Genomic DNA, 25788 nt, shown 5'->3' with positions numbered 1-25788 from the left:
GGCCTGAGCGCATCGCGGCCTCCTAAACTTCCAGGTTGTCGATCAGTCGCGTGCTGCCGAGACGCGCAGCCGCCAGAACCACCAACCCGGAATCGTGAGCGGTTGGCAATTGTAGATCAATTCTTTTACGCACTGCAACATAGTCGGGAACCCAGCCGTGGCGGACCAGTTCGTCGCTCGCCTCCCGTTCCAGCTGGGCGAAATGGCGATTTCCGGCGCGGATCGCCTCTGCCGCCTGGGTAAGTAGCCGGAATAGCCGCGGCGCCTCGGCCCGTTCGGCCTCGGACAGGTAGCCGTTGCGCGAGGACAGGGCGAGGCCGTCGGTGGCGCGCACCGTCTCGCCGGCGCCGATTTCTATCGGCAGGTTGAGTTCGCGCACCATGTTGCGGATGATCATCAACTGCTGGTAGTCCTTCTTGCCGAACAGTGCGAGGTCGGGCTGGGCGATCTGGAGCAGCTTCATCACGACCGTGGCGACGCCGCGGAAGTGGCCGGGACGGAATTCGCCGTCGAGGATGCCGGCTTGCTCGATCGGCGGCTCGACGTGGTAGCCCTGCGGCTGCGGATACATCTCCTTCTCGTCGGGCGCGAAGAGGTGATCGACGCCTGCGGCTTCGAGTTTCTCGCAGTCGGCGGAGAAGGTGCGCGGATAGCTCTCGAAGTCCTCGCCGGGGCGGAACTGCAGGCGGTTGACGAAAATGGTGGCGACCACGGTGTCGGCGGCTTCGCGCGCTTGCCGCATCAGCGCGATGTGGCCCTCGTGCAGATTGCCCATGGTGGGAACGAGGGCAACGCGACCGCCGTCGTCGAGCGCCGCGCGCAGGCAGGCGATGGTGGAGTGGATGCGCATCTTCTCAGTAGCAGTGTTCGGGCGCGGGGAAGCTGCCGTCCTTGACCGCCTTGACATAGGCGGCAACGGCACCGTCGATGCTGTGCGCATCGAGCATGAAGTCCCTGACGAAGCGGCCCTTCTTGCCGGGATAGACGCCGAGCATGTCGTGCAGCACCAGCACTTGGCCGTCGCAGTCACGGCCGGCGCCGATGCCGATGGTGGCGCAGACGGCGAGTTGCCGGGTGACATCGGCGGCGAGCCCGGCCGGCACCATTTCCAGCACCATCAGCGCTGCGCCGGCATGCTCAAGTGCCAGAGCGTCGGCCTTCATGCGTGCCGCGCCGGCATCGGTGCGGCCCTGCACGCGGTAGCCGCCCAGCGCATGCACCGACTGCGGCGTGAGGCCGATATGCGCGCACACGGGAACACCCCGTTCGACGAGGAAATGCACCGTCTCGGCCATGACTTCGCCGCCTTCGAGCTTGACCATCTCGGCACCGGCGGCCAGCAGCCGAACGGCATTCCGCAGCGCCTGCTCCTTCGATTCCTGGTAGCTGCCGAACGACATGTCGGCCACCACCATGGCGCGCTGGACGATGTGGCCGACGCACTCGGTGTGATAGACCATCTGCTCGATGGTCACCGGCAGCGTCGAGCTTTTGCCCTGGATGACGTTGCCGAGCGAATCGCCGACGAGGATGACGTCGACGCCGCAGCGGTCCTCGAGCGCGGCGAAGCTCGCGTCATAGGCGGTGAGCATGGCGATCTTCTCGCCACCCTTCTTCATGCGCAGAAGTTCCGGCAGGGTGATCGGCTTGTTGGAGGCGAGGTAGGTCATGGCGCCTCCACCGGGCCGCCCCAAGGAGGCGCAGAGCCTTCAGCGTGGAAGCCGCGCAGCGGCTGAACCAGCGTCACCCCCTTCCTCGGGAAGGGGGGTGGGGGGATGGGGGTCATGGGCTGCGGAAAATGAAGTAAACGGCGCCAAGGATACACAAGCCGGCCCAGAGGTAGTCGAGCTTCAGCGGCTGCCGCATGTAATAGATGACGAAGGGCACGAACACGACCAGGGTGATCGCTTCCTGCATGATCTTGAGCTGGCCCAGGTCGAGTTCGCGGTGGCCGATGCGGTTGGCCGGCACTTGCAGCAGGTACTCGAACAGGGCGATGCCCCAGGAGGCGAGCGCGGCGATCCACCACGGCCGGTCGTTGAGGTTCTTGAGGTGGGCGTACCAGGCGAAGGTCATGAAGACGTTCGACGCCGTCAGCAGCAGCGCGGTCTGCAGGACGACCGGAATGCCGAAGGCCGACGCACTCATGCTTCGACGATGCGCGGCTCGAGGCGGTGGATGCGCTGGTCGGCGCAGCGCGCGAGCAGTTCCGCGACCGGGCCGTGACCGGGAATCGACAGCTCGGGCGCGATCTCGGCCAGCGGCGCGAGCACGAAGGCGCGCTCGTGCATGCGCGGGTGCGGCAGCGTGAGGCCGGGGTCGTTCAGCATGGCCTCGCCGTGCAGCAACAGGTCGAGGTCGAGGGTGCGCGGGGCGTCTTTCACGCTGCCCGGATCGCGAACGCGGCCGAAGCGGGCTTCCAGAGCGAAGAGTTCATCGAGCAGCTCGCGCGGTTCGAGACGGGTCTTGACGGCGACTACGGCGTTGATGAAATCGGGCTGGCGCTTGAGCCCCACCGGCGCCGTGCGGTAGAGCGAGGACACGGCGAGGAACACCGAGCCGCGCAATGCCACCAGCGCGTCGATGGCGTCGTTGATGGTCGCCACCGGATTGCCGAGATTGGCTCCGAGGGCGATGTAGGCGCGCTGCATCACGGCAAAAGTCGGCGCTGGCGGGACGGTGACCGGCTAGTCGGCGGCGGGCGCGCCGTCGTCGGCCGCCTTGCGGCCGCGGCTGCGGCTGCGCCGGCGCTTCTTCGGGCCGTTGTCCGGCAGCAGCATTTCGGCGCGTTCCTCATGGTTGACGTCCTGGAACTCCGTCCACCACTCGGCGAGTTCCTTCGGCGCCTCGCCGCTCTCGGCGCGCAGCAGCAGGAAGTCGTAGGCAGCGCGCAGCCGCGGCTGCTCGAGCATGCGGTACGGGGCCTTGCCGGCGCGCTTCTCGAAGCGGGGCTGCAGCGCCCAGATCTCCTTGATGTCGCCGACGATGCGCTTGGTGATGGCGAGCTTTTCGGCCTGGCGGTCGAGCACCTCGTCCATCGCGTCGTAGAGCGCCGGCTGGGACACCTGCCCTGCCTTCTTGCGCGCCTCCCAGTCGGCCAGCACCTCGTGCCAGAGCAGGGTGGCGAAGAGGAAGCTCGGCGATACCGGCTTGCCGGCGCGCACGCGTTCGTCGGTGTTGGCGAGCGCGGCCATGACGAATTTCTCGCCCAGCGGCTGCTCGAGAATCACGTCAAGCAGCGGCAGCAGACCGTGGTGCAGGCCGTCCTCGCGCAGGCGCTTGACGCACTCGATGGCATGGCCCGAAAAGAGCAGTTTGAGCATCTCGTCGAAGACGCGCGCCGAGGGCACGTTTTCGATGAGGTCGGCCATCTCGCGGATCGGCGCCTGCACCAGGGGATCCAGGCGCAGGCCGAGCTTGGCGGAGAGCCGCATGGCGCGCAGCATGCGCACGGGGTCCTCGCGGTAGCGGGCGCGCGGGTCGCCGATCATGCGCAGGGTCTTGCGCTGGATGTCCTGTACGCCGTGATGGAAGTCGAGCACGGTCTGCGCGGTCGGGTCGTAATACAGGGCATTGATCGTGAAGTCGCGGCGGTCGGCGTCCTCCTCGATGCTGCCCCAGACGTTGTCGCGCAGCACGCGGCCGTGGGCGTCCTTGACGGTGTCGGCATCATGGGCGGCGCGGAAGGTGGACACCTCGATGGTCTCGGGTCCGAACATGACGTGCACGATCTGGAAGCGGCGGCCGATGATGCGCGAGCGACGGAACAGGCGGTGCACCTGGTCGGGCGTGGCGCTGGTGGCGACGTCGTAGTCCTTCGGCACGATGCCGGCGATGTGGTCGCGCACCGCACCGCCGACGATGTAGGTCTTGTGGCCCGCGCCCTGCAGCGTCTCGCAGACACGGCGCGCCGCGGACGAGACGTCCTCGCGGCGGATGCCGTGCTTTTCGACGGGAATGAGCTCGGCCCGGTGGGGCGAGGGCTCGCCGCGACGGAAGACGCGGCGCAGCAGCTTGCGGATCATGCGATTGGAATGGTGTGGTGCGGTAGCTAGGCCGACATTCTATCCGATGGCCGCCCGCTCAGCCGCGCAGGCTGATCACGGGCCAGCCCGAGGCAAGCGCCTGGACGCGCAGCGTGTCGTCGGGATCGACGGCGACGGGATGCGATACCTTGGCCAGCAGCGGCAGGTCGTTGTGGGAGTCGCTGTAGAAGTGGCTGGTTTCGAAGGCGCCCCACCACAGGCCGAGCGATTCGAGCCATGCCTCGACGCGCTCGATCTTGCCGTCCTTGAAGGCCGGCGTGCCGCGCGGCTTGCCGGTGAAGCGGCCGTCCTGTTGCGCCGGGATGGTGGCCACCAGATGTTCGATGCCGAATTCGCGGCAGATCGGCCCGGTGACGAAGCTGTTGGTGGCGGTGACGATGGCGCAGAGGTCACCCGCTTCCAGATGACGGCGCACCAGTGCCTGCGCGGTTGCGGTCATCATCGGGCGGATGCGCGTCGCCATGAACTCGCGATGCCAGGCGTCGAGTTCCTCGCGCGCGTGGCGCGACAGCGGCGCGAGCTGGAAGTCGAGGAAGGCGTGGATGTCGAGCGTGCCGGCCTTGTAGTGGTCGTAGAACTTCTGGTTCTTCGCCTCGTGCACCTCGCGGTCGAGCACGCCCTTGGAAATCAGGAATTGCGCCCACTCGAAGTCGGAGTCGCCGGTGAGCAGCGTGTTGTCTAAATCAAATAGCGCGAGTTTCATCTTCGGATTTTTCCAGTTGCAGTTGCATCACCTCGCGCAGCAGCGGCAGGGTGGCGTGGCGTTTGCGCTCGAGGGTGGCGCGGTCGAGGCCATCGAGCACGGCCATCAGCGAGGGCAGGTCGCGGCGGCCGTGGCGCAGCAGGTAGTCGACGAGGCCGTCGTCCATGCGCATGCCGCGCAGCAGGGCGTGGCGGCGCAGCGCCGCCGACTTTTCCTCGTCGGTCAGCGGCTTGACCTCGAAGATCAGGCTCTGGCCGATGCGGGTCCTCAGATCCTCGCGCAACTGCAGTTGCGCCGGGGCGCTGCCGCCCGAAAGCAGGATCGCCAGTCCGACCACGCGTGCGGCGTTGAACAGCCGAAACAGCGCGATCTGCGCCGGCGCGGAGAGATGCTCGACATCCTCGATCACCACCAGGCCGCCGGGTGGCGCGGGAATCTCCTCGCCGACCTGGCTCGCCTGCAGATGGGTGACGGCACGGTGGCGGTCGGCCAGGCGCGCCGTGGCTGCCAGCAGGTGGCTCTTGCCGCTGCCCGCGGGCCCCCAGAGGATCACGGCGTCGAAACTGTCGGCCTCGGTGAGGCCGCGCAGCCGCGCCAGCAGTTCGGCGTTCGCGCCGGCGACGAAATTGTCCAGCGTCGGTATCTGCTTCGGACGCAGGTCGAGCAGCAGCTGCGTCATGCGAGCGGATCCTCGCGGCGATCGGAGCGGGCGGCGGCCGGCGGGATGGCTTGCAAACAGGCAGGGGTCGGGGTCGGCTGGGAGGGCATTTCCGGTAGAATTCGTGGCTTCTGCGCGGCTAGTGTCCGCGGGCCGAGCCCGTACTTTAGCCGTCCCCTCGCTGGACTTCAACCGAGTGACCACGCCGTGAGCGAATCCTCTTCCCAACTCACCTACCGCGCCGCGGGTGTCGACATCGACGCCGGCGACGAACTCGTCGAACGCATCAAGCCCGCAGCCAAGCGCACCATGCGTCCCGAGGTGCTGGCCGGCATCGGCGGTTTCGGCGCCCTGTTCGAGATCTCCCGCAAATACCGCCAGCCGGTGCTGGTGTCCGGCACCGACGGCGTCGGCACCAAGCTCAAGCTCGCCTTCGAATGGAACCGCCACGACACCATCGGCCAGGACCTGGTGGCGATGAGCGTCAACGACATCCTGGTGCAGGGCGCCGAGCCGCTGTTCTTCCTCGACTACTTCGCCTGCGGCAAGCTGCACGTCGATACCGCGGCACAGGTGGTCGAAGGCATCGCCCGGGGCTGCGAACTCGCCGGCTGTGCCCTGATCGGCGGCGAGACCGCCGAGATGCCGGGCATGTATCCGGTCGGCGAGTACGACCTCGCCGGCTTCGCCGTCGGCGCAGTCGAGAAGGATGCGATCATCGACGGCTCGCGCATCCAGCCGGGCGACGTGGTGCTGGGTCTGGCCTCGTCCGGCGCGCATTCCAACGGCTATTCGCTGATCCGCCGCATCCTCGAACGCAGCAACGCCGATGTCGCCAGGCCTTTCGGGGAGTCCGGGACGCTGGGTGATGCCATCATGGCGCCGACGCGCATCTATGTGAAACCGCTGCTGGCCCTGATGCAGGCGCTGCCGGTCAAGGGCCTGGCCCACATCACCGGCGGCGGCCTCACCGACAACATTCCGCGCATCCTCAAGGATGGACTGACCGCCGTCATCGACCGCAGCGCCTGGACGCTCCCGCCGCTGTTCCAGTGGCTGCAGCGCGAGGGCAACGTCGCCGACGCCGAAATGCACCGCGTCTTCAACTGCGGCATCGGCATGGTGGTGGTCGTGGCCGAGGAACACGCCGGCAGCGCCATGGCACTCCTCGGCGCGGCTGGCGAGAGCGTCATGGCCATCGGCCGCATCGAGGCCACTCAACCGGGACAAGCGCAGACGGTCGTCGTCTGAGCTAGTCCGACAGGCTGCTAGGCGGCGAGGAAACGCTCGATCCGGGCCAGCAGCGTGGCCTCGAGTCCCGCTGCGAGGCAGTCGTGGCTGTCGATGTCCGCCATGGACTTGAGCCAGGTGAGTTGTCGCTTGGCCAGTTGCCGCGTCGCGAAAATGCCGCGATCGCGCAACTCGACCGCAGGCATCGTTCCCTCGAGCATTTCCCAGACCTGGCGGTAACCGACGCAGCGCATCGACGGCAGCCCGGCGTGCAGCCGGTATTTGGCGCGCAATCCCTCGACCTCGCCCACCAGCCCCGCGGCCAGCATTTCGTCGAAGCGCTGCGCGATGCGTGCATGCAGCCAGGCGCGGTCCGACGGCATCAGCGCCAGCGGCAGCAGGCGATAGGGCAGCGCCTGCTCCTGCTGGCGGTCGAAAAAATCGCCGAGCGGCCGGCCGCTGAGGCGCACGACTTCGAGCGCGCGCTGGATGCGCTGGGCATCGGTGGACTTGAGTCGCGCCGCGGTCGCCGGGTCGTGCACCGCCAGCTCGGCATGCAGCGCTGGCCAGCCGCGGGTCGCCGCCTCGGCGTCTATTTGGGCGCGCAGCGCCGCATCGGCCTCGGGCAGCTCGGCCAGCCCCTCGCGCAGCGCCTTGACGTAGAGCATGGTGCCGCCGGTGAGCAGGGGGATCCTGCCGCGCGCGGTGATCCCGGCCATTAACCGCAACGCGTCGGCCCGGAACTGCGCGGCCGAATAGCGCTGCTCGGGCGTGATGAGGTCGATGAGGTGGTGGGGAAAGCGGGCGAGCGTCGCGGCGTCGGGCTTGGCGGTGCCGATGTCCATGTCGATGAAGACCTGGGCCGAATCGACGCTGACGATCTCGAGCGGGAAGCGTGCGGCGGCGGCAAGCGCCAGAGCCGTCTTGCCGCTCGCGGTCGGTCCGATCAAGAAGATGGCGGGGGGCAGCGTGCTCATTTGCCGCGCATGAAGAGCGTGTCCAGCTCCTTCATGGACAGCTGCACCCAGGTCGGCCGGCCGTGGTTGCACTGGTCGGCGCGCTCGGTTTCCTCCATCTGGCGCAGCAGCGCGTTCATCTCCGGCAGCGTGAGCTGGCGATTCGCCCGCACCGCGCCGTGGCAGGCCATGGTGGCGAGCAGCTCGTTGCGCCGGGCCTCGAGCACGCGGCTCGCCGGCTGCTCGCGCAACTCATTGAGCAGCGCGCGCAAGAGGGCGGCGACATCACCGCCGGCCACCAGCGCCGGCGCCGCGCGCACGGCCAGCTGCTGCGGCCCGGCGGCGGAGACGGCGAAGCCGAGCCGCTCGAGGGTGTCGTGGTGCTCGTCGGCGGTCGCAAGCTCGGTCGCGCTGACCGACATCAGCACCGGGATCAGCAGCGGCTGGCTCCCCGGCGGACCGGCGTCGATGGCGCGCTTGAGCTTCTCGTAGAGGATGCGTTCGTGCGCGGCGTGCATGTCGACCAGCACCAGGCCGGCTGCGTTCTGGGCCAGCACGTAGACGCCATGCAGTTGCGCGATGGCGTAGCCGAGCGGCGGGGCGGCGTCGGCAGCCGGCTCATGAAAGGTCGGCCTTGGCGACACGCCCCGCACGAAGTCGAGATAAGGCTGCGCGGCCGGCTCGCCCACGCCGAGTACGGCCTGGCGATAGCCGGCAAAAGTCGGCGCTGCCGACACGCCCCGGAGGAAGTCCCCTTGGGGGACGGCGGCGCCCGACGATGCGAAAGCCTCGGCGACGGGCGCCGCCAGCGCGCGCTGCAGCGCATGGAAAACGAACTGGTGCACGCCGCGGCCGTCCCTGAACCGCACCTCGATCTTGGCCGGATGGACATTGACGTCCACCCCGGCCGGATCGAGCTCGAGGAACAGGCAGTAGGCCGGGTGGCGCGCGCCATGGAGGATGTCGGCATACGCCTCGCGCGCGGCGTGGGCGAGCAGCTTGTCGCGGACGAAGCGGCCATTGACGAAGAAGTACTGGGCGTCGCGCGAGGCCTTGGAATAGGCGGGCAGGGCGGCGAAACCGGAGAGCCGCAGCGGCCCCGCGGCGACATCGACGCTGCGGCAGTGGGCGAAGAATTCCTCGCCGAGGATGTCGCGGGCGCGGCGGGCCCCGTCGGCGGGGGCAAGGCGCAGCTTCGCCGACCGGTTGTGGCCGAGGGCGAAGGCCACGTCGGGCCGGGCCAGCGCCATGCGCCGCAGCACCTCGTCGCAATGGCCGTATTCGGTCGCCTCGGACTTGAGGAACTTGCGCCGCGCCGGGGTGTTGAAATAGAGGTCGGCGACCTCGATCACCGTGCCTGCGGCCAGCGCCGCGGGAACGATGCGCGCGGTGGCAGCCTCGATCTTCCAGGCATGGCCGTCGTCGGTGCTGCGGCTGGCGATGTTCGTGCGCGCGACCGAGGCGATCGAGGCCAGCGCCTCGCCGCGGAAGCCGTAGCTGGCGACGCGCTCGAGATCGTCGAGCGTGCCGATCTTGCTGGTCGCGTGGCGGGCCAGGGCCAGCGGCAAGTCCTCCTTGGCGATGCCGGCGCCATCGTCGGCGACGCGGATCAGCCGCACGCCGCCCTCTTCGATCTGCACGTCGATACGGGTGGCCCCGGCATCGAGGCTGTTCTCGACCAGTTCCTTGAGCACGGAGGCCGGCCGCTCGACCACCTCGCCGGCGGCGATCTGGCTGATGAGGACGTCGGGAAGGGGGTGGATGCGCTGCATGAAGGAGGCCGATTATAGGTGCCCCCACGCTCGGCTTGCGCCTTCGTTGCCCCCACGGGGGGCTGCCGCCTTGGGGCGGCCCGGCGGCGGCAGGCGGTGGGGTAAACTGCGCCCCCATGGAACTCCTACCCCAATTCATCGCGCAGTTCTTCGATATCATCCTGCACCTCGACAAGCACCTTGCGGTGCTCGTGACGCAGTACGGCACCTGGATCTACGCCATCCTTTTCCTGATCATCTTCTGCGAGACCGGCCTGGTGGTGACGCCCTTCCTGCCCGGCGATTCGCTGCTGTTCGTCGCCGGCGCGCTGGCCGCGACCGGGGGGATGGACATCCAGGTGCTGATCGCCGTGCTGCTCTCGGCCGCGGTGATCGGCGACAACGTCAATTACTGGATCGGCCGCTGGGTCGGCGGCAAGGTGCTGCACTGGGGCGAACATTCGCGTTTCTTCAACCGCGCGGCCTACGACAAGACCCACGTCTTCTACGAGCGCTACGGCGGCATGACCATGACCATCGCCCGCTTCATCCCGCTCGTGCGCACCTTCGCGCCCTTCGTCGCCGGTGTGGCACGGATGACCTATCCGCGCTACTTCGCCTTCGACCTGCTCGGCGGCATCATCTGGGTGTTATCGCTGACACTGGCCGGCTATTGGTTCGGCAACCTGCCGGTGGTCAAGAGCAACCTCTCCCTGGTGATTCTGGGCATCATCGCGGTCTCCGTGATGCCCATGGCCGTGGGCTGGATTCGACACAAGTTATCCGCTTAGAATCAATGAGCTGGGAGCGCATGGCGGGCCTGGGTTAACATGCCTGCCATGCGTGTGCTCCTGGGTTCGCTGTCGGTATTGCTGGTGCTGACGGGCTGCGCGGCCTCCGGTGCGTTCGAGCCGGGGCAGCTGGCCAAGACCGACGTAGACCGTGTGGCCGATGCCCACCGGGGCGACGTCTTCGCCCATCTGCGCCTGATCGCCGAGAAACTCTACCGCCGCAATCCGCGCGAGTGGAAGAAGGGCGGCCAGCCCAGCATGGAGGCGGCGCTGGCGCGGCTGTTCGACGCCTCGCCGGCGTGGCACCTGCCGGAACTCGGCGAGCGGCGCGGCACCGAGGCGGTGTTGCTGGCACTGCGCGAGGACTACCGCGGCGACCGGGTCGCCGCCTTCGTCGCCGGGCTGGGCGGCATGCTGCACGACGCCTTCAACGGCAAGACCGAATTCTTCGTCATGGATGATCTCGACCCGCAACGACTCTACAACGCCGCGCGCAATCTCGAAATCGCGGCCTGGAAGCTCGCCCACGCGCGCGCCGGCGACGGCGAACTGTTGCTGCTGTCCAACGAGATCGCGCCCGTGCCGAACCTCAGCTTCGAGCGCGAATTCGGCAAGATGATCGGCAACCTCGACCTGCTCTCGCGCATCGTCGCCGACAAGCTCAACCGCGCCGTGGTCAAGGCCGTGCAGAGCATGGCGACCGCGGTGTTCCTGCCCGTGCTGCCGGTGCCGATGCTACGATGAAATCGTACGTCGTCCTCATCTCCGGTCGCGGCAGCAACATGCGTTCGCTGCTCGAGGCCGACCTGCCCGGGCGCTGCGCCGCCGTCATCAGCAACCGTCCCGATGCCGCCGGCCTCGACTACGCCCGCGAGCGGGGCGTGCCCGCCGCGGTGGTCGATCACAAGGCCTTCGCCGGCCGCGAGGCCTTCGACGTTGCGCTCGCCGCCGCGATCGACGCCTACCGCCCCGATCTCGTGCTGCTCGCCGGCTTCATGCGCGTGCTTGGCGATCCCTTCGTTGAGCGCTTCGCCGGGCGCATGCTCAACATCCATCCCTCGCTGCTGCCTGCCTTCCCCGGCCTCAATACGCATGCGTCGGCCCTGCAACTGGGCGTACGCATCCACGGCTGCACGGTCCATTTCGTCACGCCCTCGCTCGATGCCGGACCCATCGTGATCCAGGCCGCCGTCGCGGTGCTGCCTGGCGACGATCCGGCCCGTCTTGCAGGCCGCGTGCTGGAACAGGAGCACCTGATCTATCCGCAGGCAGCACGCTGGTTCCTCGAGGGGCGGCTGCGTCTTGCCGGTGGCCGCGTCGAACTCGACGACGACCCGGCGCGGCCGGCGGCGCTGCGCGTGCCCGACACGCCATGGCCGTCGCCCTGAACACGCCGACCCTGCCGGCGGCCGACTTCCGCACCCTCAGGGCGCTTGCCGCGCGGCGCTGGTGGCTGGCGCTGGCGGTGTCGCTGCTCGCGCATGCCGTCGCTTTGTCCAGCCCCGGCTGGCGCCTGCCGACTCTCGACGAATTGCTGTCTCCGGAGGAGCGCATCGATGCGCGGCTGCTGCCGCCCCCGCTTCCAGCAGCCGCGGTGACGCCCACGCTGCCGGCGTCGCCCGCCGCGGCCGAGCCGGTCCCGCCGCCCCGTTCCAGGCCGGCGCGCCCGCGCGAGGCGGCGGCGGCCCCGGGATCGGCTTCGTCGCCAGCCACCGTCGCTCAAGCCGAGGCGCCGGCCGGGGCCTCGGTGCCTGGGGCCGCGGCGAGTGGGGCCGCCGGGGCCGCATCGTCCGCCTTGCCGAAGCGCGCGCGCCTGCGCTTCGGCATCACCATGGGCCGCGGTTTCATCGTCGGCCGAGCCGAGCATCTGTGGACTCTGGACGGCGCAAGCTATACCCTGCGAGCCTCGGCGGAGACCACGGGACTGGCAGCCCTGTTCAAGCCGGCGGTCGTCACCCAGATCAGCGAAGGCGAGGTGCTGGCCGAAGGCCTGCGTCCGCGGGCGTTCCGCGTCGAACGCGGCGGCACGACGGGCGACAATGCTACCTTCGACTGGACGAACGGCCGCGTGGCGATGAGCCCGGGACCGCGTGATTCCTTGGCGGAGCCCGGGATGCAGGACATGCTCTCTCTGTTCTGGCAGCTCGGCATGCTGCCGGTCAGCGCAACCGGGATGGCCGTCACCGTGGCGACGGGCAAGAAGATCGAGCGCTACGTCTTCGCCCTGGCCGGCGAGGAGAAGATCAGCACGGCGCTGGGTGACCGTACGGCGATTCACCTGAAGACGCTGGGCACTTCCGGCGGCGACGCCACGGAAATCTGGATCGACGTCGCGAAGCGCCTGCCCTTGCGCATTCGTCATGTCGACCGCAAGGGCGAAACCTTCGACCAGACGGTCGAGGAAATGGAGATCGAATGAGACTGACTGACACGATGATCGGCCACGCCGCGCAAGTGGTGCGGGAAATGCTGAAGTTCGCCCAGCCCGCCGACGCGGTGCTGTCGAATTTCTTCCGCGCCAACCGCGTCGATAGCCGCAGCCGCGCCTTCATCGCCGAAACGGCGTACACAGTGCTGCGCCGGCGGCGGCTGCTGGAAAAGGTGGTGGGCGAACGGCCGACGCCCCTGCACCTGGTGCTGGCGGCGCTGGTCAAGGTCACCGGCCTCTCGCAGCGCCAGGTGGGCGAGGCGCTGGGCAACGACGGCGGGCGCGAGGCGTCCTGGCTCGGCGAACTCAAGGCCCGGGCGGAACCCGAATTGACCCTGGCCGAACAGGCCGACCTGCCGGACTGGCTGGCCGATCGTCTGCTGCAGCACATGGCGCCCGCCGCCGTGCTGGAACTTTCCCGCGCGCTCAACCAACCGGCGCCGCTCGACCTGCGCGTGAATGTCATGAAGCTCGGGCGCGACGAGGCGCTGGCGCGTGTTCTGGCCGACGGCATCAACGCGCAACCCTGCCGTTACGCGCCGCAGGGCATCCGCGTCGAGGGCCGGCCGGCGCTGTCGAAGTACCCGCTTTACCTCGACGGCACCCTCGAAGTGCAGGACGAGGGTAGCCAGCTGCTTGGCCATCTGCTGGCGCCCAAGCGCGGCGAGATGGTGGTCGATTTCTGCGCCGGTGCCGGCGGCAAGACGTTGGCGCTGGGGGCGATGATGCGTTCCACCGGACGGCTCTACGCCTTCGACGTGGCCGAGAAGCGCCTGGCCAGGCTCAAGCCGCGCGTGGCGCGCTCGGGCCTGTCCAACGTGCATCCGGTGCTGATCGCGGGCGAGAACGACACCAAGGTCAAGCGCCTCGCCGGCAAGATCGACCGCGTGCTGGTCGATGCGCCCTGCTCGGGGTTGGGCACGCTGCGGCGCAATCCCGACCTCAAGTGGCGGCAGACGCCCGAGAGCGTGGCGGAACTCACGCGCAAGCAGGCCGACATTCTCGGCGGCGCCTCGCGGCTGCTGAAGCCCGGCGGTCGCCTGGTCTATGCCACCTGCAGCATCCTGCCCGAGGAGAACGAGGGCATCATCGATGCCTTCCTCGCGACCCATCCCGACTTTGTCCGCATCTCGGCCAACGAAATTCTGGCGAAGCAGGGCATCGTGATCGATTGCGCGGCCGGCGAACTCGACATGAAGCTGGCGCCGAACCGCCACGGCACCGACGGCTTCTATGCCGCCGTGCTGGAGCGGCGCAAGTGAAGGTTTTCCTCGCGCTCCTCGGCCTGCTGACGGCCATTTCGGCGTGGGCGGAGCCGCTGCCGGCGAAAGGCAGCGTGGAAGTCCGCTTCACGCCGTGGGACGACGCCGAGGGCGCGCTGCTGCGGGTGCTCGGCGAGGCGCGGCAGACCATCTACGTCCAGGCCTTCCTGCTCACCAGCCGCACGCTGGGGCGGGCGTTGATCGATGCGCATCGCCGCGGCGTCGCCGTCGCCGTGCTGGCCGATCGCGAGATGGTGGCCAATGGCGACAATTCGCAGATTCCCAAACTGGTGGAGGCCGGCATTCCGGTGTGGCTGGAGGTGCGCTACCAGTCGGCCCACAATAAAATCGTGCTGATCGATCCGGAGGAGGCGCATCCCATCGTGGTGACCGGCAGCTACAACTTCACTTTTTCGGCGCAGGCGCGCAATGCCGAGAACCTGCTGATTCTGAGCGACAATCCCCCGTTGGCGCGGGCCTACCTCGCCAACTGGCGGCGCCATAGAGGCGAGGCGCTCGCCTATGCAGAGGGAGGGTTGCGCTGATGCAGGGTGAATTCGGTGCGCTGCTGCGCGAACTGTGGCAGGACCTGCATCAGCCGGACATCATCTGGCAGGTCGCGGTGCTGGCGGCTTGTGTCGGTTTGGCCTGGCTGGTCGATCGCGCCCTGGCGCGGCGGAGAAAAGTCGGCGGTGGCACTACGCCGCTACACCAGCGCGGCATCGGCCGCATCGCCCTCCCACTGACGGCGTTGGGACTGGTGCTGGTCGCGCGGCCGCTGCTGGCGCAATGGCATCACGTCAACCTGCTGTCGCTGGCGGTGCCGTTGCTGCTGTCGCTGGCGGTGATCCGCATGGTGTTCTTCGTGTTGCGGCTCGGCGTGCGCAACGTCGCCTGGCTGGCGAGCTTCGAGAAGGTGTTCTCGCTTGTGGCGTGGAGCATCGTCGCCCTCTACATCACCGGCCTGCTGCCCGGGATCATCGATCTGCTGGAAGGCGTGCAATTCACGGTCGGCAAGCAGAAGCTCAATCTGTGGCTGGTGTTGCAAGGGGTCGGGGTGCTGTTGACGACCCTGCTGGTTGCCTTGTGGATCGGCGGCACCATCGAGGCGCGGCTGATGGCGGCGAGCGGCCTCGATTCCAACCTGCGCGTGCTGTTCTCGCGCCTCTCCAAGGCACTGCTGATAGTGCTCGCGGTGATGATCGGCCTGCCGCTGGTGGGCATCGATCTCACGACGCTGTCGGTGTTCGGCGGGGCGCTCGGCGTCGGCCTCGGTCTCGGCCTGCAGAAGATCGCCGCCAACTACATCTCGGGTTTCATCATCCTGCTCGACCGCTCGATCCGTATCGGCAACCTGATCTCGGTCGGCAACGATCGCGGCCAGGTGACGCAGATCACCACGCGCTTCACCGTGCTGCGCGGCATGACCGGCGTCGAGGCCATCGTGCCCAACGAGATGCTCGTCGCTTCGGTGGTGCAGAACGAGTCGTATTCGGACCCGAAGGTGCGCGTCGCGCTGCCGGTGCAAGTGGCCTACGCCACCGATCTCGACCGTGCCATGGCCATCCTGGTCGAGGCGGCTCTGGCCCAGCCACGCGTGCTGCGCGATCCGCCACCCAAGGCGCTGGTCACGTTGTTCGCCGATTCCGGCATCAACCTCGAACTCGGCTTCTGGATCGAGGATCCCGAGGCCGGCACCGGCGAGGTGCGCTCGGCCATCTATCTCGATATATGGCGCGAGTTCAAGGCAGCCGGCATGGAAATTCCCTTCCCGCAGCGCGAAATCCGCATTCTCGGCGGCAGTTGACCTGCCGCCTTGCGCCGCGACCATGTCGCGTGTAGGGTTGCGCCGACGGTTCGTGTTGCAGAACATAACAAGGTTTGGAATAAGTCACTGCGTTGCGCCGTCTTCCGCCGGGGAGGAGGGGAGATGACGGATTTAGCCATTGCCACCGTGGGGCTTGAGGACAACGACGTCACGGTGCTGAAGTCCTTGTTGCCGCTGATATCGAGATTGAAGGGCCTGAACCTGCAGCTGGTCGATGATCCGTCGGTCGCGCAGGTTGCATGCCTCGGCCGCCTGCCGCTGGAGCGGGTCACTGAGTTGGTGGCCCGGTACGGCGGTCGCATGATATTGATCTATTGCTGCTCGCGCGGCGAGGCACCGCCGCCCGGGGTGCGCGTTCTCGGCCACTGTCCGCCGCGGGCCAACGAATTGGCCGATGTGCTGGTGGAAGCGGCGCAAATGGCGGCGGCCGCGAAAGCAGCCTGGGCTGTCGCGGTCCCGGCGGCGCCGGCCGCGCCGTTCGACCCCGCGCGCAGCCTGGCTGGCGCCATCCATGCCTTGCTGCCCAGGCTGCTGATCGATCAGCCCTTGGCGGTGAACGTGCCGGCTGCCCCGTGCCTTTTGCTCGACGTCCATGCCGGGGTGCGAACGGCGCATGCGGACCCGGCATGGTTCTCCCGCCCCGACTTCTGGCACGCCGACCCTTCGATTTGCCACCTCAAGACCACCAGCGACGCGCGGCTGCTCACCGAGTGCCGGCGCTTCCCCGCGCGGCCCTATCAAGCCATGCGCTTCTGGGGAATCATGTCTGCATCGCAGGGCAAGCCCCTGGCCGAAGTGGCGCGCGCCGCCGAAGTGGGGCTCAAGAAGATGCCGGACTTCAAGCTGCTGCCGCATCTGGCGTGGCAGCCGCGCTTCGCCGAAGCGCTTGTGGGCAGGACTGCGCCGCCGGCGCGCCTGGCGGCCGAGGCCGGCCGTTCGCTCGAGGAAGTCTATGACTTCCTCAACGCCGCCGCCTTGCTCGGCCTGCTCAAGACCACCTGACCGGCCGATTGCCCAACAAAAAACCCGCCGCGGCGGGTTTTTTGTTGACTACGAATCCGAATCCGCTTACTTCAGCTTGACCTCTTTGTAGGCGACGTGCTTGCGCGCCTTGGGGTCGTACTTCATGAACTCGAGCTTTTCCGGCGTGGTCTTCTTGTTCTTGGTCGCCGTGTAGAAGTGCCCGGTACCGGCAGTGGATTCCAGCTTGATCTTTTCGCGTCCGCCCTTGGCCATGATCGCTCTCCCTGATTAGATTTCGCCGCGCTCGCGCAGCTCGCCGAGGACGACGTCAATGCCCTTCTTGTCGATGGTGCGCAGGCCGGCGTTGGACACGCGCAGGCGGATCCAGCGGTTCTCGGATTCAACCCAGAACTTGCGGGACTGCAGATTCGGCAGGAAGCGGCGCTTCGTTTTGTTGTTGGCGTGGGAAACATTGTTACCCACCATCGGGGACTTGCCCGTTACTTGGCATACGCGGGACATCGTGTGCTCCAAATTCGCGGTTTCAGCAAAGCCGCGCACTATACCCGAAAAACCGGCTGGAAATCAATAGCTACAGAAGTCCGCGTTCGGCGAAGGAAAGCGGACAGGCTGCGCCGGCTACGATGAAGTGGTCGAGCACCCGGACATCGACCAGGGCCAGGGCCTCTCTCAGTGCTCGGGTGAGCAGCTCGTCGGCGGCGGAGGGCTCGGCCGCACCCGACGGATGGTTGTGCGCGAGGATCACGGCGGCGGCGTTGTGCGCCAGCGCCCGCTTCACCACCTCGCGCGGATAGACGCTGGTCTGGCTCAGGGTGCCGCGAAACAGCTCCTCATGGCCGAGCAAGCGGTTCTGGGCGTCCAGCCAGAGGGCGACGAAGACTTCATGCGGCAGGGCGGCCAGATGCAGGCGCAGCCAGTCGCGCACGGCACCGGGCGTGGCCAGCAGGTCGCGCTCGGCCAGTTCCTCACGTAGCGCACGGCGGGCCATTTCGAGGACAGCCTGCAACTGCGCGTACTTGGCGTTGCCCATGCCCGGGATGGCGGCGAATTCTTCGCGGCCGGCCGCGAACAGCCGGGTCAGCGAGCCGAAATGGCCCAGGAGCACCCGCGCCAGGTCGACCGCGCTCTGTCCCCTGACACCGACGCGCAGGAAGATGGCGAGCAGTTCGGCGTCGGACAGCGCGCCGGCCCCCTGTCGCAGCAGTCGCTCGCGCGGGCGCTCGTCCTCGGGCCAGTCGGTGATTGCCATAAAGCGCTAGAATTCCCTTTGATTTTTCGAAGGATTCTACCTGTCATGGCGGAACTGACGGATAAGCGCATCGTGCTGGGCGTCACCGGCGGCATCGCCGCCTACAAGGCGGCTGAGCTGGCACGCCTGCTGGTCAAGGCCGGTGCCACGGTGGACATCGTGCTGACCGCCGGCGGCGCGCATTTCGTCACCGCAGCCACCTTCCAGGCGTTGACCGGGCGACCGGTGTGGTCCGACCTGTGGGACACGCACGATCGCGGCATGGCGCACATCGACCTCACGCGCGGCGCGGCGGCGGTGCTGGTGGCGCCGGCCACCGCCGACTTCATGGCCAAGGTGGCCCATGGCGCGGCCGACGACCTGCTGACCACGCTGTGTCTTGCCCGCGATTGCCCGCTGCTGCTGGCGCCGGCGATGAACCGCGAGATGTGGGACAAGGCGGCGACGCAGCGCAACGTCGCGCAACTCGCCGCCGACGGCGTGACGTTGCTCGGCCCGGCCAGCGGGGAACAGGCCTGCGGCGAAACCGGCACCGGGCGCATGCTCGAGGCGCAGGAACTGTTCGATGCGCTGCGGGCCTTCCTGCAGCCCAAGCGGCTGGCAGGCCGCCGCGTGCTGCTCACCGCCGGGCCCACCTTCGAGGCGCTCGACCCGGTGCGCGGGCTGACCAACTCGAGTTCCGGGCGCATGGGCTTCGCGCTGGCGCAGGCCTGCGTCGAGGCCGGCGCCGAAGTCACGCTGGTGGCTGGTCCGGTGGCGTTGCCGACGCCGGTGGGCGTGACGCGCATCGACGTGACCAGCGCGCTCGAAATGCGCGACGCCGTAAAGTCGGCGCTGGCGGGACGCCACATTTTCATCGCCGTGGCGGCGGTGGCCGACTACCGGCCGGCGCAATCGGCTGCGCACAAGATCAAGAAAGGCGCCGCAACGCTGACGCTGGAACTCGTTGCCAACCCGGACATCCTCGCCGAGGTCGCCGCGCTGCCCGACGCGCCGTTCTGCGTCGGCTTCGCCGCGGAGAGCCGCAACCTTGACGAGTTCGCCGAGGGCAAGCGCCGCGCCAAGAAGCTGCCGCTGGTGGTCGGCAACCTGGTGCAGGACGGCCTTGGCGGCGAGACCAACGCCGTCACGCTTTTCGACGAGGCGGGGAGCCACGTGCTGCCGCCGGGCGACAAACTCACCGTCGCCCGCGGCATTGTCGAACACATCGCCGGAATGCTTTCTCATGCACAGGATTGATGTCCGCGTTCTTGACGCGCGGCTGCACGACACGCCGCCGCATTACGCGACGCCCGGCTCGGCCGGCCTCGATTTGCGCGCCTGCATCGAAGCGCCGGTGAAGCTGCATCCGGGCGAGACGGTGCTGGTGCCGACGGGCATCGCCATCCATCTCGCCGATCCCGGCCTCGCGGCGCTGATCCTGCCGCGCTCGGGCCTCGGCCACAAGCACGGCATCGTGCTCGGCAACCTCGTTGGCCTCATCGACTCCGACTACCAGGGCGAGATTTCGGTGTCGGCCTGGAACCGCGGCCACGAGACCTTTACCTTGAACCCGCTCGACCGCCTGGCGCAACTGGTGGTGGTGCCTGTGCTGCAGGTGGCCTTCAATATCGTCGAGGAATTCGCCGAGAGCGAACGCGGTGCCGGCGGCTTTGGCAGTACCGGCCACGGTTGACGCCATGAAAGCCCCGGCAATCCTCGCGATGGCGCTGCTGGCCGCGGTGATCGGGCCGGCGCGGGCCGACGTCGATCTCAAGCGCGCCGAGGAACTCGTCAATGGCCGCTGCTTTCTTTGCCATGGCGCGACAGGGGAGAGTTCGAGCCCGCTTTACCCCAAGCTCGCCGGCCAGCACGTCGAGTACATCGAGAAGCAGCTCAGGAACTTCAAGAGCGGCGAGCGAAAAAGCACCGACATGAAGAAAGTGGCGGCCGAGCTCGAACCGTCCGACATTAAGGCGCTGGCGGCCTTCTTCAGCCGGCAGAAGGTCGCGCCCGGCAAGTCGGCGAATCCGGAAATGCGCGAGGTCGGCAAGTACATCTACAACTACGGCAACCAGTGGGCCGGTCTCGCCGCCTGCGTCAGCTGTCACGGCGAGAAGGGCGTCGGCTCGCCCAAGCTGCCGCGCATCGCGAGCCAGCACGCGCTTTACATCGAGAACCAGCTCAAGCTGTTCGAGGAGCGTGAGCGCACCAACGACAACGCGGTGATGCAGGGCATCGCCGCGAAAATGAGCGAACTCGAAGTCAAGGCCGTCGCGGAGTACCTGTCCAGCCTAGACTAAGCCTCATGGCCGGATAAGGTGTTTCGTTCGACGGGAGACCATGCCTTTGTTAACATTATGGACTTTCAGACGCACTGCTATTCGAGGAGGTTGATGTGAGACTTATTGCCGCTCTAACCTGCGCCGCTACCGGCGCCATGCTTGCCGCTCCTGCTATCGCTGCCGATCCCAAACCCGCGCCCGCTTCGCCGCGCGTCCAGGAAATCGTCGCGGGTCGCTGCTCGCTTTGCCATGGCATGGAGGGCGAGAGTGCGAGTCCGGTGTTCCCGCGCCTGGCTGCACAGCATCCGGAGTACATGGTCAAGCAGTTGAAGGATTTCCGCGAGGGGCGGCGCAAGGGCACCATGAACGAGATGGCGGCGGATCTCAAGGACGACGAGATCGCCGGCCTGGCCAGCTATTTCGGCGGCAAGCCCTCGAAGGCGCGGCGCCCGAGCGATGTCGATCTCGCCGGCATCGGCAAGTACATCTACGAGAAGGGCAACAAGTACACCGGCGTCGCCGCCTGCGCCAGCTGCCATGGTCCCAAGGCCTATGGAACGGTGCAACTGCCGCGCCTGGCCGGACAGAACGTGCAGTATCTGGAGACCCAGCTCAAGGAGTTCAACCAGCGCGCCCGTACCAACGACAACGCGGTGATGCACTCGATCGCATCCAAGCTCACCGAGCTGGAGACGGTGGCGGTGTCGTCCTACATCGCCGGCCTCGAATAGCTGTACCGCGGCACCAAGAAAAAAGGCCGCCCCGAACGGGGCGGCCTTTTCGTTGGTGCGTCTGATTAGAGCAGGGCGTCGGCCCAGACGTTCTTGGCCCAAGCCCAGGCGTACTTGCCTTCGATCTCGTTGCGCGCTGCCGAGACGCCACCCGAACCGGCCACGGTCTTGAAGGTCTTCTCCTTGGCGTCGTAGGTGTGCACCGAGGCGACATGTACCGCCTGCTTGCCATCGACATAGCTGTAGCAGGTGTTGGCGATGGACATCGGGTCGGCCACTTGCTCGCCGCTCATCAGGCTGACGATGGCCGCGGCGGCGATCTTGGCGTGCTGCGTCGTCATGTGGCCCGACTTCGGCATCAGCGGAGCGGACAGCGTGGCGTCGCCGATGACGTGGATGCCCGGGCGCGCCGTCGATTCCATGGTGCGCCAGTCGATGCCACACCAGCGGTTGTTGGCGGTGATCAGTCCGGCCTGCTTGGCGATGTCGCCGGCGCGATGGCCCGGCACGACGTTGAGTACGTCGGCCTTGACGGCGTCGGCGAACTCGAACTTGAGCGTCATGCTGTTGGCGTCGAGGCTGCTGATCTCGTGCTTCGGCCGGTACTCGATCATGCCGGAGTAGAGATCCTTCCACGCCGCCATGAACAGGCCCTTCTTCGATACCACGTCGTCGTTGGCGTCGAGGATCAGCACCTTGGACTTGGGCTTCTTGGCCTTGAGGTAGTTGGCGACCAGACAGGCGCGCTCGTAGGGCCCGGGCGGGCAGCGGTAGGGCGCCTTCGGTATGGCGATGGCATAGACGCCGCCGTCCTTCATGTCCTCGAGCTGCTTGCGCAGCGCGACGGTCTGCGGGCCGGCCTTCCAGGCGTGGAGAATCTTGGTGTTGGCGAGTTCGGGGGTGAGGCCGGGCACGCTTTCCCACATGAAGTCGATGCCGGGGGAAACCACCAGGCGATCGTAGGCGATGGTGTCGCCATTGGCCAGCTTGACGCTGCGCTTGTCCGCGTCGACCGCTGTGACCTCACCCTGGATCACGCGCACGCCATGCTTCCTGAGGCCGTCGTAGCTGACGGTGATTTCCTCGAGCTTGCGCTCGCCGCCTACCACCAGATTGGACATGGGGCACGAAACGAAATTGGTGTTGCGCTCGATCAGCGTGACGTTGATGCCGCCATCCGACCACATGCGCACATACTTCGCCACCGTGGCGCCGCCATAGCCGCCGCCGATGACGACCACATTGCCGGAGCCGCCGGAGCCGCCGCCGGCGCAGCCGGCGAGGCTGCCGATGCCGGCTGCTGCCGCACCCGCGGCGGAGACCTTGAGAAAGTCGCGTCGATTGATGGTCATGTCGTGGTCTCCCTTATTTCTGCGCGGCGTAGTAGGTGGCGATCGCCTCGATCTGGGCGTCGGTGTAGCCCTTGGCGAGCTGGTGCATCACCGTCGCCGGCTTGGCGCCGGAGCGGAAGTCCTGCACCGCCTTGACCAGCTTGTCCTTCGGATAACCGGCCAGCGCTTCCATGCCGCCGACGCTCTTGCCGTTGGTGCCATGGCAGCTGCCGCAGGCGGCGGCCATGTTGCGGCCGTAGTTGGCCTCGTTGGCGAACGCGCCACCGGCAAGGCCGAGCAGGGCGAGTGCAACCACAACTGACGTACGTTTCATCAAGGGATCTCCTCCTAGGTAGTTCGGAAAAAGCCGTTCGACTGTGCCGCCGTTGTTGTCACTGCGTGGAGGCATCACGACCGCGCGAATCTAATGGATATTCCCAAGGCGGGCAACGTGTTTCACTATTTCACGATGCTCTAATACATTTAGGTATTCAGGAAAAATGACGACGGCACCGACGCTTCGCAGCGAGGGTGCCGTTGGGGGGGGCTGGTGGCGCCGTTCCGCCGGCGCCGACTTTTCAGTCGAGTTGCTCGTATAGCGGCAGGGTGAGGAACTCGGTGAACGTTTCCGAAGTGGACATCTCCTCGAATATCTCGGCGGCACGAACGTAGGTCGCGTTGTAGGCCGCCTCGCCGACAAGGCCCTTGATCTTCTCCATCTCCTGCGGGATGAATTCCTTCACCATCTCCTTCGTCACCTTGCGGCCGTCGTCGAGCTTGCCCTTGGGCGAGCGGATCCACTGCCACACCTGCGAGCGGGAGATTTCGGCGGTGGCGGCGTCTTCCATCAGGTTGAAGATCGGCACGCAGCCGTTGCCGGCGAGCCAGGAACCGAGATACTGGATGCCGACCGAGATGTTGTTGCGGACGCCGGCCTCGGTGATCGGCTGCTCGGGCTGGAAGTCCATCAGGTCCGCCGCCGTGACATTGACGTCGGGGCGCTGCTTGTCGATCTGGTTGGGGCGGTCGCCGAGGACCTTGACGAATTCCTCCATCGCCGTGGCGACCAGTCCCGGGTGGGCGACCCAGCCGCCGTCGTAGCCGTCGGTGGCGTCGCGCGTCTTGTCGCTGCGGATGCCGGCCATGGCCTTGTCGTTGGCCTCGGCATCGTTCTTGATCGGAATCAGCGCGCTCATGCCGCCGATGGCCGGGGCGTTGCGCTTGTGGCAGGTCTTCAGCAGCAGCAGGGCGTAGTTGCGCATGAAGGGCACGGTCATGGTGATGGCGCCGCGGTTGGCCAGGCAGAAGTCGGTATTGACGCGGAACTTCTTGATGCAGGAAAAGATGTAATCCCAGCGCCCGGCATTGAGGCCGGCGGAGTGGTCGCGCAGTTCGTAGAGGATCTCGTCCATCTCGAAGGCGGCGAGGATGGTCTCGACCAGCACCGTCGCCTTGATGGTGCCCTGCGGCAGGCCCACCTCGTTCTGCGCCAGGATGAAGACGTCGTTCCACAACCGCGCCTCGAGGTGCGACTCCATCTTCGGCAGGTAGAAGTAGGGGCCGGCGCCGCGCGCGAGCTGTTCCCTGGCGTTGTGGAACAGGAACAGGGCGAAGTCGAAGATGCCGCCGGAGACACGCTGGCCGTCGACCGTCACGTGCTTCTCGTCGAGGTGCCAGCCGCGCGGGCGGACCTGCAGCACGGCCACCTTGTCGTTGAGCTTGTAGCTCTTGCCGCCGGACTCGAGGGTGAGGGTGCGGCGAATCGCCTGCTTGAGGTTGATGTGGCCCTGGATCTGGTTCATCCAGTTCGGCGTGTTCGAATCCTCGAAATCCGTCATGTAGGAATCGGCGCCGGAGTTCAGGGCGTTGATGATCATCTTGCACTCGACCGGACCGGTGATTTCGACGCGGCGGCACTTCAATGCCTCGGGGATCGGTGCGATCTTCCAGTCGCCGTCACGGACGTGGGCGGTCTCCGGCAGGAAATCCGGCAGCTTGCCGGCGTCGAGTTCCTGCTGGCGCTTGACGCGGGCCCGCAGCAGTACCTGGCGGCGCGCTTCGAAGGTGCGGTGCAGCTTGGCGACCAGGGCCAGCGCGTCGTGGGTGAGGATGTCCTCGAAGCCGGGATGGATGGGGGCATTGATCTGCATGCCGGCGGGCAGGTTGAGTGCCATGACTTCTCCTTGAGCGATTGTTGCGGTGCAAACAGCATCTTATATAAGACACCAGCAAACGCAAGGGGTGATTACCGACTATTTAGTCAAAAATCCCTTGACCGAACCGGGGTAAGTGATGCGCTTCAGCCGGGAAGATAAATGGCGCGGAAGTCGTTGACGTTGGTGCGCGTCGGCCCGGTGACGATCAGGCGATCGAGGGCGGCGAAGAAACTGTAGCCATCGTTGCGGGCGAGGAAGTCACCGGGACTCATGCCCCGCTCGGCGATTCGCCTCGCGAGGTCAGGGCCGAACCAGGCGCCGGCGTTGTCCTCGGTGCCGTCGATGCCGTCGGTATCGCAGGCCAAGGCCCAGGCCTGGATATCGAGCACGCTGGCCAGTGCCAGCAGGAACTCGGCGGCGCGGCCGCCGCGCCCCTGGCCGCGCACGGTGACCGTGGTTTCACCTCCGGACAGCATCACGCAGGGTCGGCGCGCGGGTTCGCCGTGGCGCGCGATCTGGCGCACGATGGCGGCGTGCATGTAGGCGATGTCGCGCGATTCGCCCTCGATGCTGTCGCCCAACACCAGCGGCGTCACGCCGCGCTCGCGCGCATAGGCCGCCGCTGCCTGCAGTGCCTGCTGTGCGGTGGCGATGACGTGCGCCTCGCAATGGGCGAGGCGGGGATCGCCGGGCTTGGGCGTCTCGCATTCGGGCGCTTCGAGGCGGGCGCGGACGTGGGCTGGCACTTCGATGCGGTACTTGTCGAGGATCGCCAGCGCCTGCTCGCGCATGGTCGGATCGGCCACGGTGGGGCCGGAGGCGATGACCGAGGCATCGTCGCCGGGGATGTCGGAGATGCCCAGCGTGATCACGCGCGCGGGTGCTGCGGCGAGCGCCAGGCGCCCGCCCTTGATCGCCGACAGATGCTTGCGCACGCAGTTCATCTCGTGGATGTTGGCGCCGCTTTTCAACAGCGTGCGATTGACCGCCTGCTTGTCGGCCAGCGTCAGGCCGGGCGCCGGCAACGCCAGCAGCGCCGAGCCGCCGCCGGAAATCAGGCAGAGCACGAGGTCGTCCGCACCGAGGCCGCGCACCTGCTCGAACATCTGCGCCGCCGCCTGCTCGCCGGCGGCGTCGGGCACCGGGTGGGCGGCCTCGACGACGCGGATGCGCGAAGTCGGCGCGCCGTGGCCGTAGCGGGTCACGACCATGCCGGCCAGAGGCTTGTCGGCCGGCCAGTGCGCCTCGACCGCCGCCGCCATCGCCGCGGCCGCCTTGCCGGCACCGATCACCACGGTCTTGCCGCGTGGCGGTTTTGGCAGGTGCGGCGGCACGCAGACCGCCGGGCTCACCGCCGCCACCGCGGTGTCGAAGAGGCCGCGGAGGAAGGCCTGTGGGTCGGTGATCGGAGCAGTCATCG

The 25788-nt window shown here is 67.4% G+C and carries 29 protein-coding genes; 13 read left to right on the top strand and 16 right to left on the bottom strand.

The genetic code is table 11. The features are described 5' to 3' along the window. Window positions 1–22: 22 nt before the first annotated feature. From panC to hda, 7 genes are all read right to left on the bottom strand, one after another. Window positions 23–850, bottom strand: a complete 828-nt coding sequence (gene panC, locus EJE94_RS00225; RefSeq protein WP_121239499.1) for a pantoate--beta-alanine ligase — start codon at window positions 848–850, stop codon at window positions 23–25. A gap of 4 nt (window positions 851–854) precedes the next feature. Continuing rightward, entirely contained in the window at window positions 855–1670 is an 816-nt protein-coding gene (gene panB / locus EJE94_RS00220; RefSeq protein ID WP_121239498.1) for a 3-methyl-2-oxobutanoate hydroxymethyltransferase, read from the bottom strand. 112 nt (window positions 1671–1782) lie between these two features. After that, window positions 1783–2148, bottom strand: coding sequence for a DMT family protein (locus tag EJE94_RS00215; protein ID WP_207855609.1), 366 nt, complete (start codon window positions 2146–2148; stop codon window positions 1783–1785). Then, entirely contained in the window at window positions 2145–2651 is a 507-nt protein-coding gene (gene folK, locus EJE94_RS00210; RefSeq protein ID WP_121239497.1) for a 2-amino-4-hydroxy-6-hydroxymethyldihydropteridine diphosphokinase, read from the bottom strand. Before folK ends, EJE94_RS00215 begins: the two co-directional genes overlap by 4 nt. Window positions 2652–2687: 36 nt before the next feature. Then, a complete protein-coding gene (gene pcnB / locus EJE94_RS00205; protein ID WP_121239496.1) occupies window positions 2688–4025 on the bottom strand; it encodes a polynucleotide adenylyltransferase PcnB in 1338 nt (445 codons plus the stop codon). Window positions 4026–4083: 58 nt separating this feature from the next. Further along, a complete protein-coding gene (locus EJE94_RS00200; protein WP_121239495.1) occupies window positions 4084–4749 on the bottom strand; it encodes a histidinol-phosphatase in 666 nt (221 codons plus the stop codon). Beyond that, window positions 4730–5428 (bottom strand): DnaA regulatory inactivator Hda, encoded by a 699-nt coding sequence (gene hda / locus EJE94_RS00195; protein ID WP_121239494.1) that lies wholly within the window; start codon window positions 5426–5428, stop codon window positions 4730–4732. The genes EJE94_RS00200 and hda overlap by 20 nt, the downstream gene beginning before the upstream one ends. Window positions 5429–5614: 186 nt before the next feature. On the opposite strand from hda, the gene purM reads away from it, so the two are divergent. Beyond that, on the top strand, window positions 5615–6658 hold the full coding sequence (gene purM / locus EJE94_RS00190; RefSeq protein WP_243642472.1) for a phosphoribosylformylglycinamidine cyclo-ligase: 1044 nt from the start codon (window positions 5615–5617) through the stop codon (window positions 6656–6658). 17 nt (window positions 6659–6675) lie between these two features. On the opposite strand, the gene miaA is transcribed toward purM, so the two are convergent. Beyond that, a complete protein-coding gene (miaA, locus tag EJE94_RS00185) occupies window positions 6676–7614 on the bottom strand; it encodes a tRNA (adenosine(37)-N6)-dimethylallyltransferase MiaA (protein WP_121239492.1) in 939 nt (312 codons plus the stop codon). Beyond that, window positions 7611–9365, bottom strand: coding sequence for a DNA mismatch repair endonuclease MutL (gene mutL / locus EJE94_RS00180; protein ID WP_121239491.1), 1755 nt, complete (start codon window positions 9363–9365; stop codon window positions 7611–7613). The genes miaA and mutL overlap by 4 nt, the downstream gene beginning before the upstream one ends. A 116-nt stretch (window positions 9366–9481) precedes the next feature. Here mutL and EJE94_RS00175 point away from each other — a divergent pair, with 116 nt between their 5' ends. The 8 genes from EJE94_RS00175 to EJE94_RS00140 all read left to right on the top strand — a co-directional run bounded on the left by EJE94_RS00175 (window position 9482) and on the right by EJE94_RS00140 (window position 16655). Next, complete coding sequence (locus EJE94_RS00175) at window positions 9482–10135, top strand: DedA family protein (RefSeq protein ID WP_121239490.1); 654 nt, start codon at window positions 9482–9484, stop codon at window positions 10133–10135. Window positions 10136–10183: 48 nt separating this feature from the next. Beyond that, a complete protein-coding gene (locus tag EJE94_RS00170) occupies window positions 10184–10879 on the top strand; it encodes a hypothetical protein (RefSeq protein ID WP_243642470.1) in 696 nt (231 codons plus the stop codon). Then, window positions 10876–11523, top strand: a complete 648-nt coding sequence (gene purN / locus EJE94_RS00165; protein ID WP_121239489.1) for a phosphoribosylglycinamide formyltransferase — start codon at window positions 10876–10878, stop codon at window positions 11521–11523. Before EJE94_RS00170 ends, purN begins: the two co-directional genes overlap by 4 nt. Then, window positions 11508–12554 (top strand): DUF3108 domain-containing protein, encoded by a 1047-nt coding sequence (locus EJE94_RS00160; protein WP_121239488.1) that lies wholly within the window; start codon window positions 11508–11510, stop codon window positions 12552–12554. Before purN ends, EJE94_RS00160 begins: the two co-directional genes overlap by 16 nt. Next, on the top strand, window positions 12551–13825 hold the full coding sequence (locus tag EJE94_RS00155) for an RsmB/NOP family class I SAM-dependent RNA methyltransferase (RefSeq protein WP_121239487.1): 1275 nt from the start codon (window positions 12551–12553) through the stop codon (window positions 13823–13825). Before EJE94_RS00160 ends, EJE94_RS00155 begins: the two co-directional genes overlap by 4 nt. Continuing rightward, a complete protein-coding gene (locus EJE94_RS00150) occupies window positions 13822–14370 on the top strand; it encodes a phospholipase D family nuclease (protein WP_207855608.1) in 549 nt (182 codons plus the stop codon). Before EJE94_RS00155 ends, EJE94_RS00150 begins: the two co-directional genes overlap by 4 nt. Beyond that, a complete protein-coding gene (locus tag EJE94_RS00145; protein WP_121239485.1) occupies window positions 14370–15632 on the top strand; it encodes a mechanosensitive ion channel family protein in 1263 nt (420 codons plus the stop codon). The genes EJE94_RS00150 and EJE94_RS00145 overlap by 1 nt, the downstream gene beginning before the upstream one ends. Before the next feature lie 123 nt (window positions 15633–15755). Next, on the top strand, window positions 15756–16655 hold the full coding sequence (locus tag EJE94_RS00140) for a hypothetical protein (protein ID WP_124962366.1): 900 nt from the start codon (window positions 15756–15758) through the stop codon (window positions 16653–16655). A 66-nt stretch (window positions 16656–16721) separates the two neighbouring features. Here EJE94_RS00140 and rpmG read toward each other — a convergent pair whose 3' ends face one another. The 3 genes from rpmG to radC all read right to left on the bottom strand — a co-directional run bounded on the left by rpmG (window position 16722) and on the right by radC (window position 17886). Next, on the bottom strand, window positions 16722–16889 hold the full coding sequence (gene rpmG / locus EJE94_RS00135) for a 50S ribosomal protein L33 (RefSeq protein WP_121239483.1): 168 nt from the start codon (window positions 16887–16889) through the stop codon (window positions 16722–16724). A 15-nt stretch (window positions 16890–16904) separates the two neighbouring features. Next, a complete protein-coding gene (gene rpmB / locus EJE94_RS00130) occupies window positions 16905–17138 on the bottom strand; it encodes a 50S ribosomal protein L28 (protein WP_121239482.1) in 234 nt (77 codons plus the stop codon). Between the two features lie 70 nt (window positions 17139–17208). Further along, window positions 17209–17886 (bottom strand): RadC family protein, encoded by a 678-nt coding sequence (gene radC, locus EJE94_RS00125; RefSeq protein WP_121239481.1) that lies wholly within the window; start codon window positions 17884–17886, stop codon window positions 17209–17211. 45 nt (window positions 17887–17931) lie between these two features. Here radC and coaBC point away from each other — a divergent pair, with 45 nt between their 5' ends. From coaBC to EJE94_RS00105, 4 genes are all read left to right on the top strand, one after another. Further along, window positions 17932–19125, top strand: coding sequence for a bifunctional phosphopantothenoylcysteine decarboxylase/phosphopantothenate--cysteine ligase CoaBC (coaBC, locus tag EJE94_RS00120; protein WP_121239480.1), 1194 nt, complete (start codon window positions 17932–17934; stop codon window positions 19123–19125). Continuing rightward, window positions 19112–19561, top strand: a complete 450-nt coding sequence (gene dut, locus EJE94_RS00115; protein ID WP_121239479.1) for a dUTP diphosphatase — start codon at window positions 19112–19114, stop codon at window positions 19559–19561. The genes coaBC and dut overlap by 14 nt, the downstream gene beginning before the upstream one ends. Window positions 19562–19565: 4 nt before the next feature. After that, window positions 19566–20168, top strand: coding sequence for a c-type cytochrome (locus EJE94_RS00110; RefSeq protein WP_121239478.1), 603 nt, complete (start codon window positions 19566–19568; stop codon window positions 20166–20168). A 95-nt stretch (window positions 20169–20263) separates the two neighbouring features. Continuing rightward, window positions 20264–20881, top strand: a complete 618-nt coding sequence (locus tag EJE94_RS00105; RefSeq protein ID WP_207855607.1) for a c-type cytochrome — start codon at window positions 20264–20266, stop codon at window positions 20879–20881. 65 nt (window positions 20882–20946) lie between these two features. Here EJE94_RS00105 and EJE94_RS00100 read toward each other — a convergent pair whose 3' ends face one another. From EJE94_RS00100 to EJE94_RS00085, 4 genes are all read right to left on the bottom strand, one after another. Beyond that, on the bottom strand, window positions 20947–22233 hold the full coding sequence (locus EJE94_RS00100) for an NAD(P)/FAD-dependent oxidoreductase (RefSeq protein ID WP_121239476.1): 1287 nt from the start codon (window positions 22231–22233) through the stop codon (window positions 20947–20949). Between the two features lie 13 nt (window positions 22234–22246). Continuing rightward, window positions 22247–22546 (bottom strand): c-type cytochrome, encoded by a 300-nt coding sequence (locus tag EJE94_RS00095; protein WP_121239475.1) that lies wholly within the window; start codon window positions 22544–22546, stop codon window positions 22247–22249. Window positions 22547–22790: 244 nt separating this feature from the next. Beyond that, a complete protein-coding gene (gene aceB / locus EJE94_RS00090; RefSeq protein WP_121239474.1) occupies window positions 22791–24386 on the bottom strand; it encodes a malate synthase A in 1596 nt (531 codons plus the stop codon). Window positions 24387–24511: 125 nt separating this feature from the next. After that, window positions 24512–25786, bottom strand: a complete 1275-nt coding sequence (locus EJE94_RS00085) for a glycerate kinase type-2 family protein (RefSeq protein WP_121239473.1) — start codon at window positions 25784–25786, stop codon at window positions 24512–24514. Window positions 25787–25788 lie beyond the last annotated feature (2 nt).

The sequence above is a fragment of the Sulfurisoma sediminicola genome (genome assembly GCF_003865015.1).
GTDB lineage: Bacteria > Pseudomonadota > Gammaproteobacteria > Burkholderiales > Rhodocyclaceae > Sulfurisoma > Sulfurisoma sediminicola.
The sequence above is the reverse complement of the archived record's forward strand: the minus strand, read 5'-3'. Positions and strand labels throughout refer to the sequence as shown.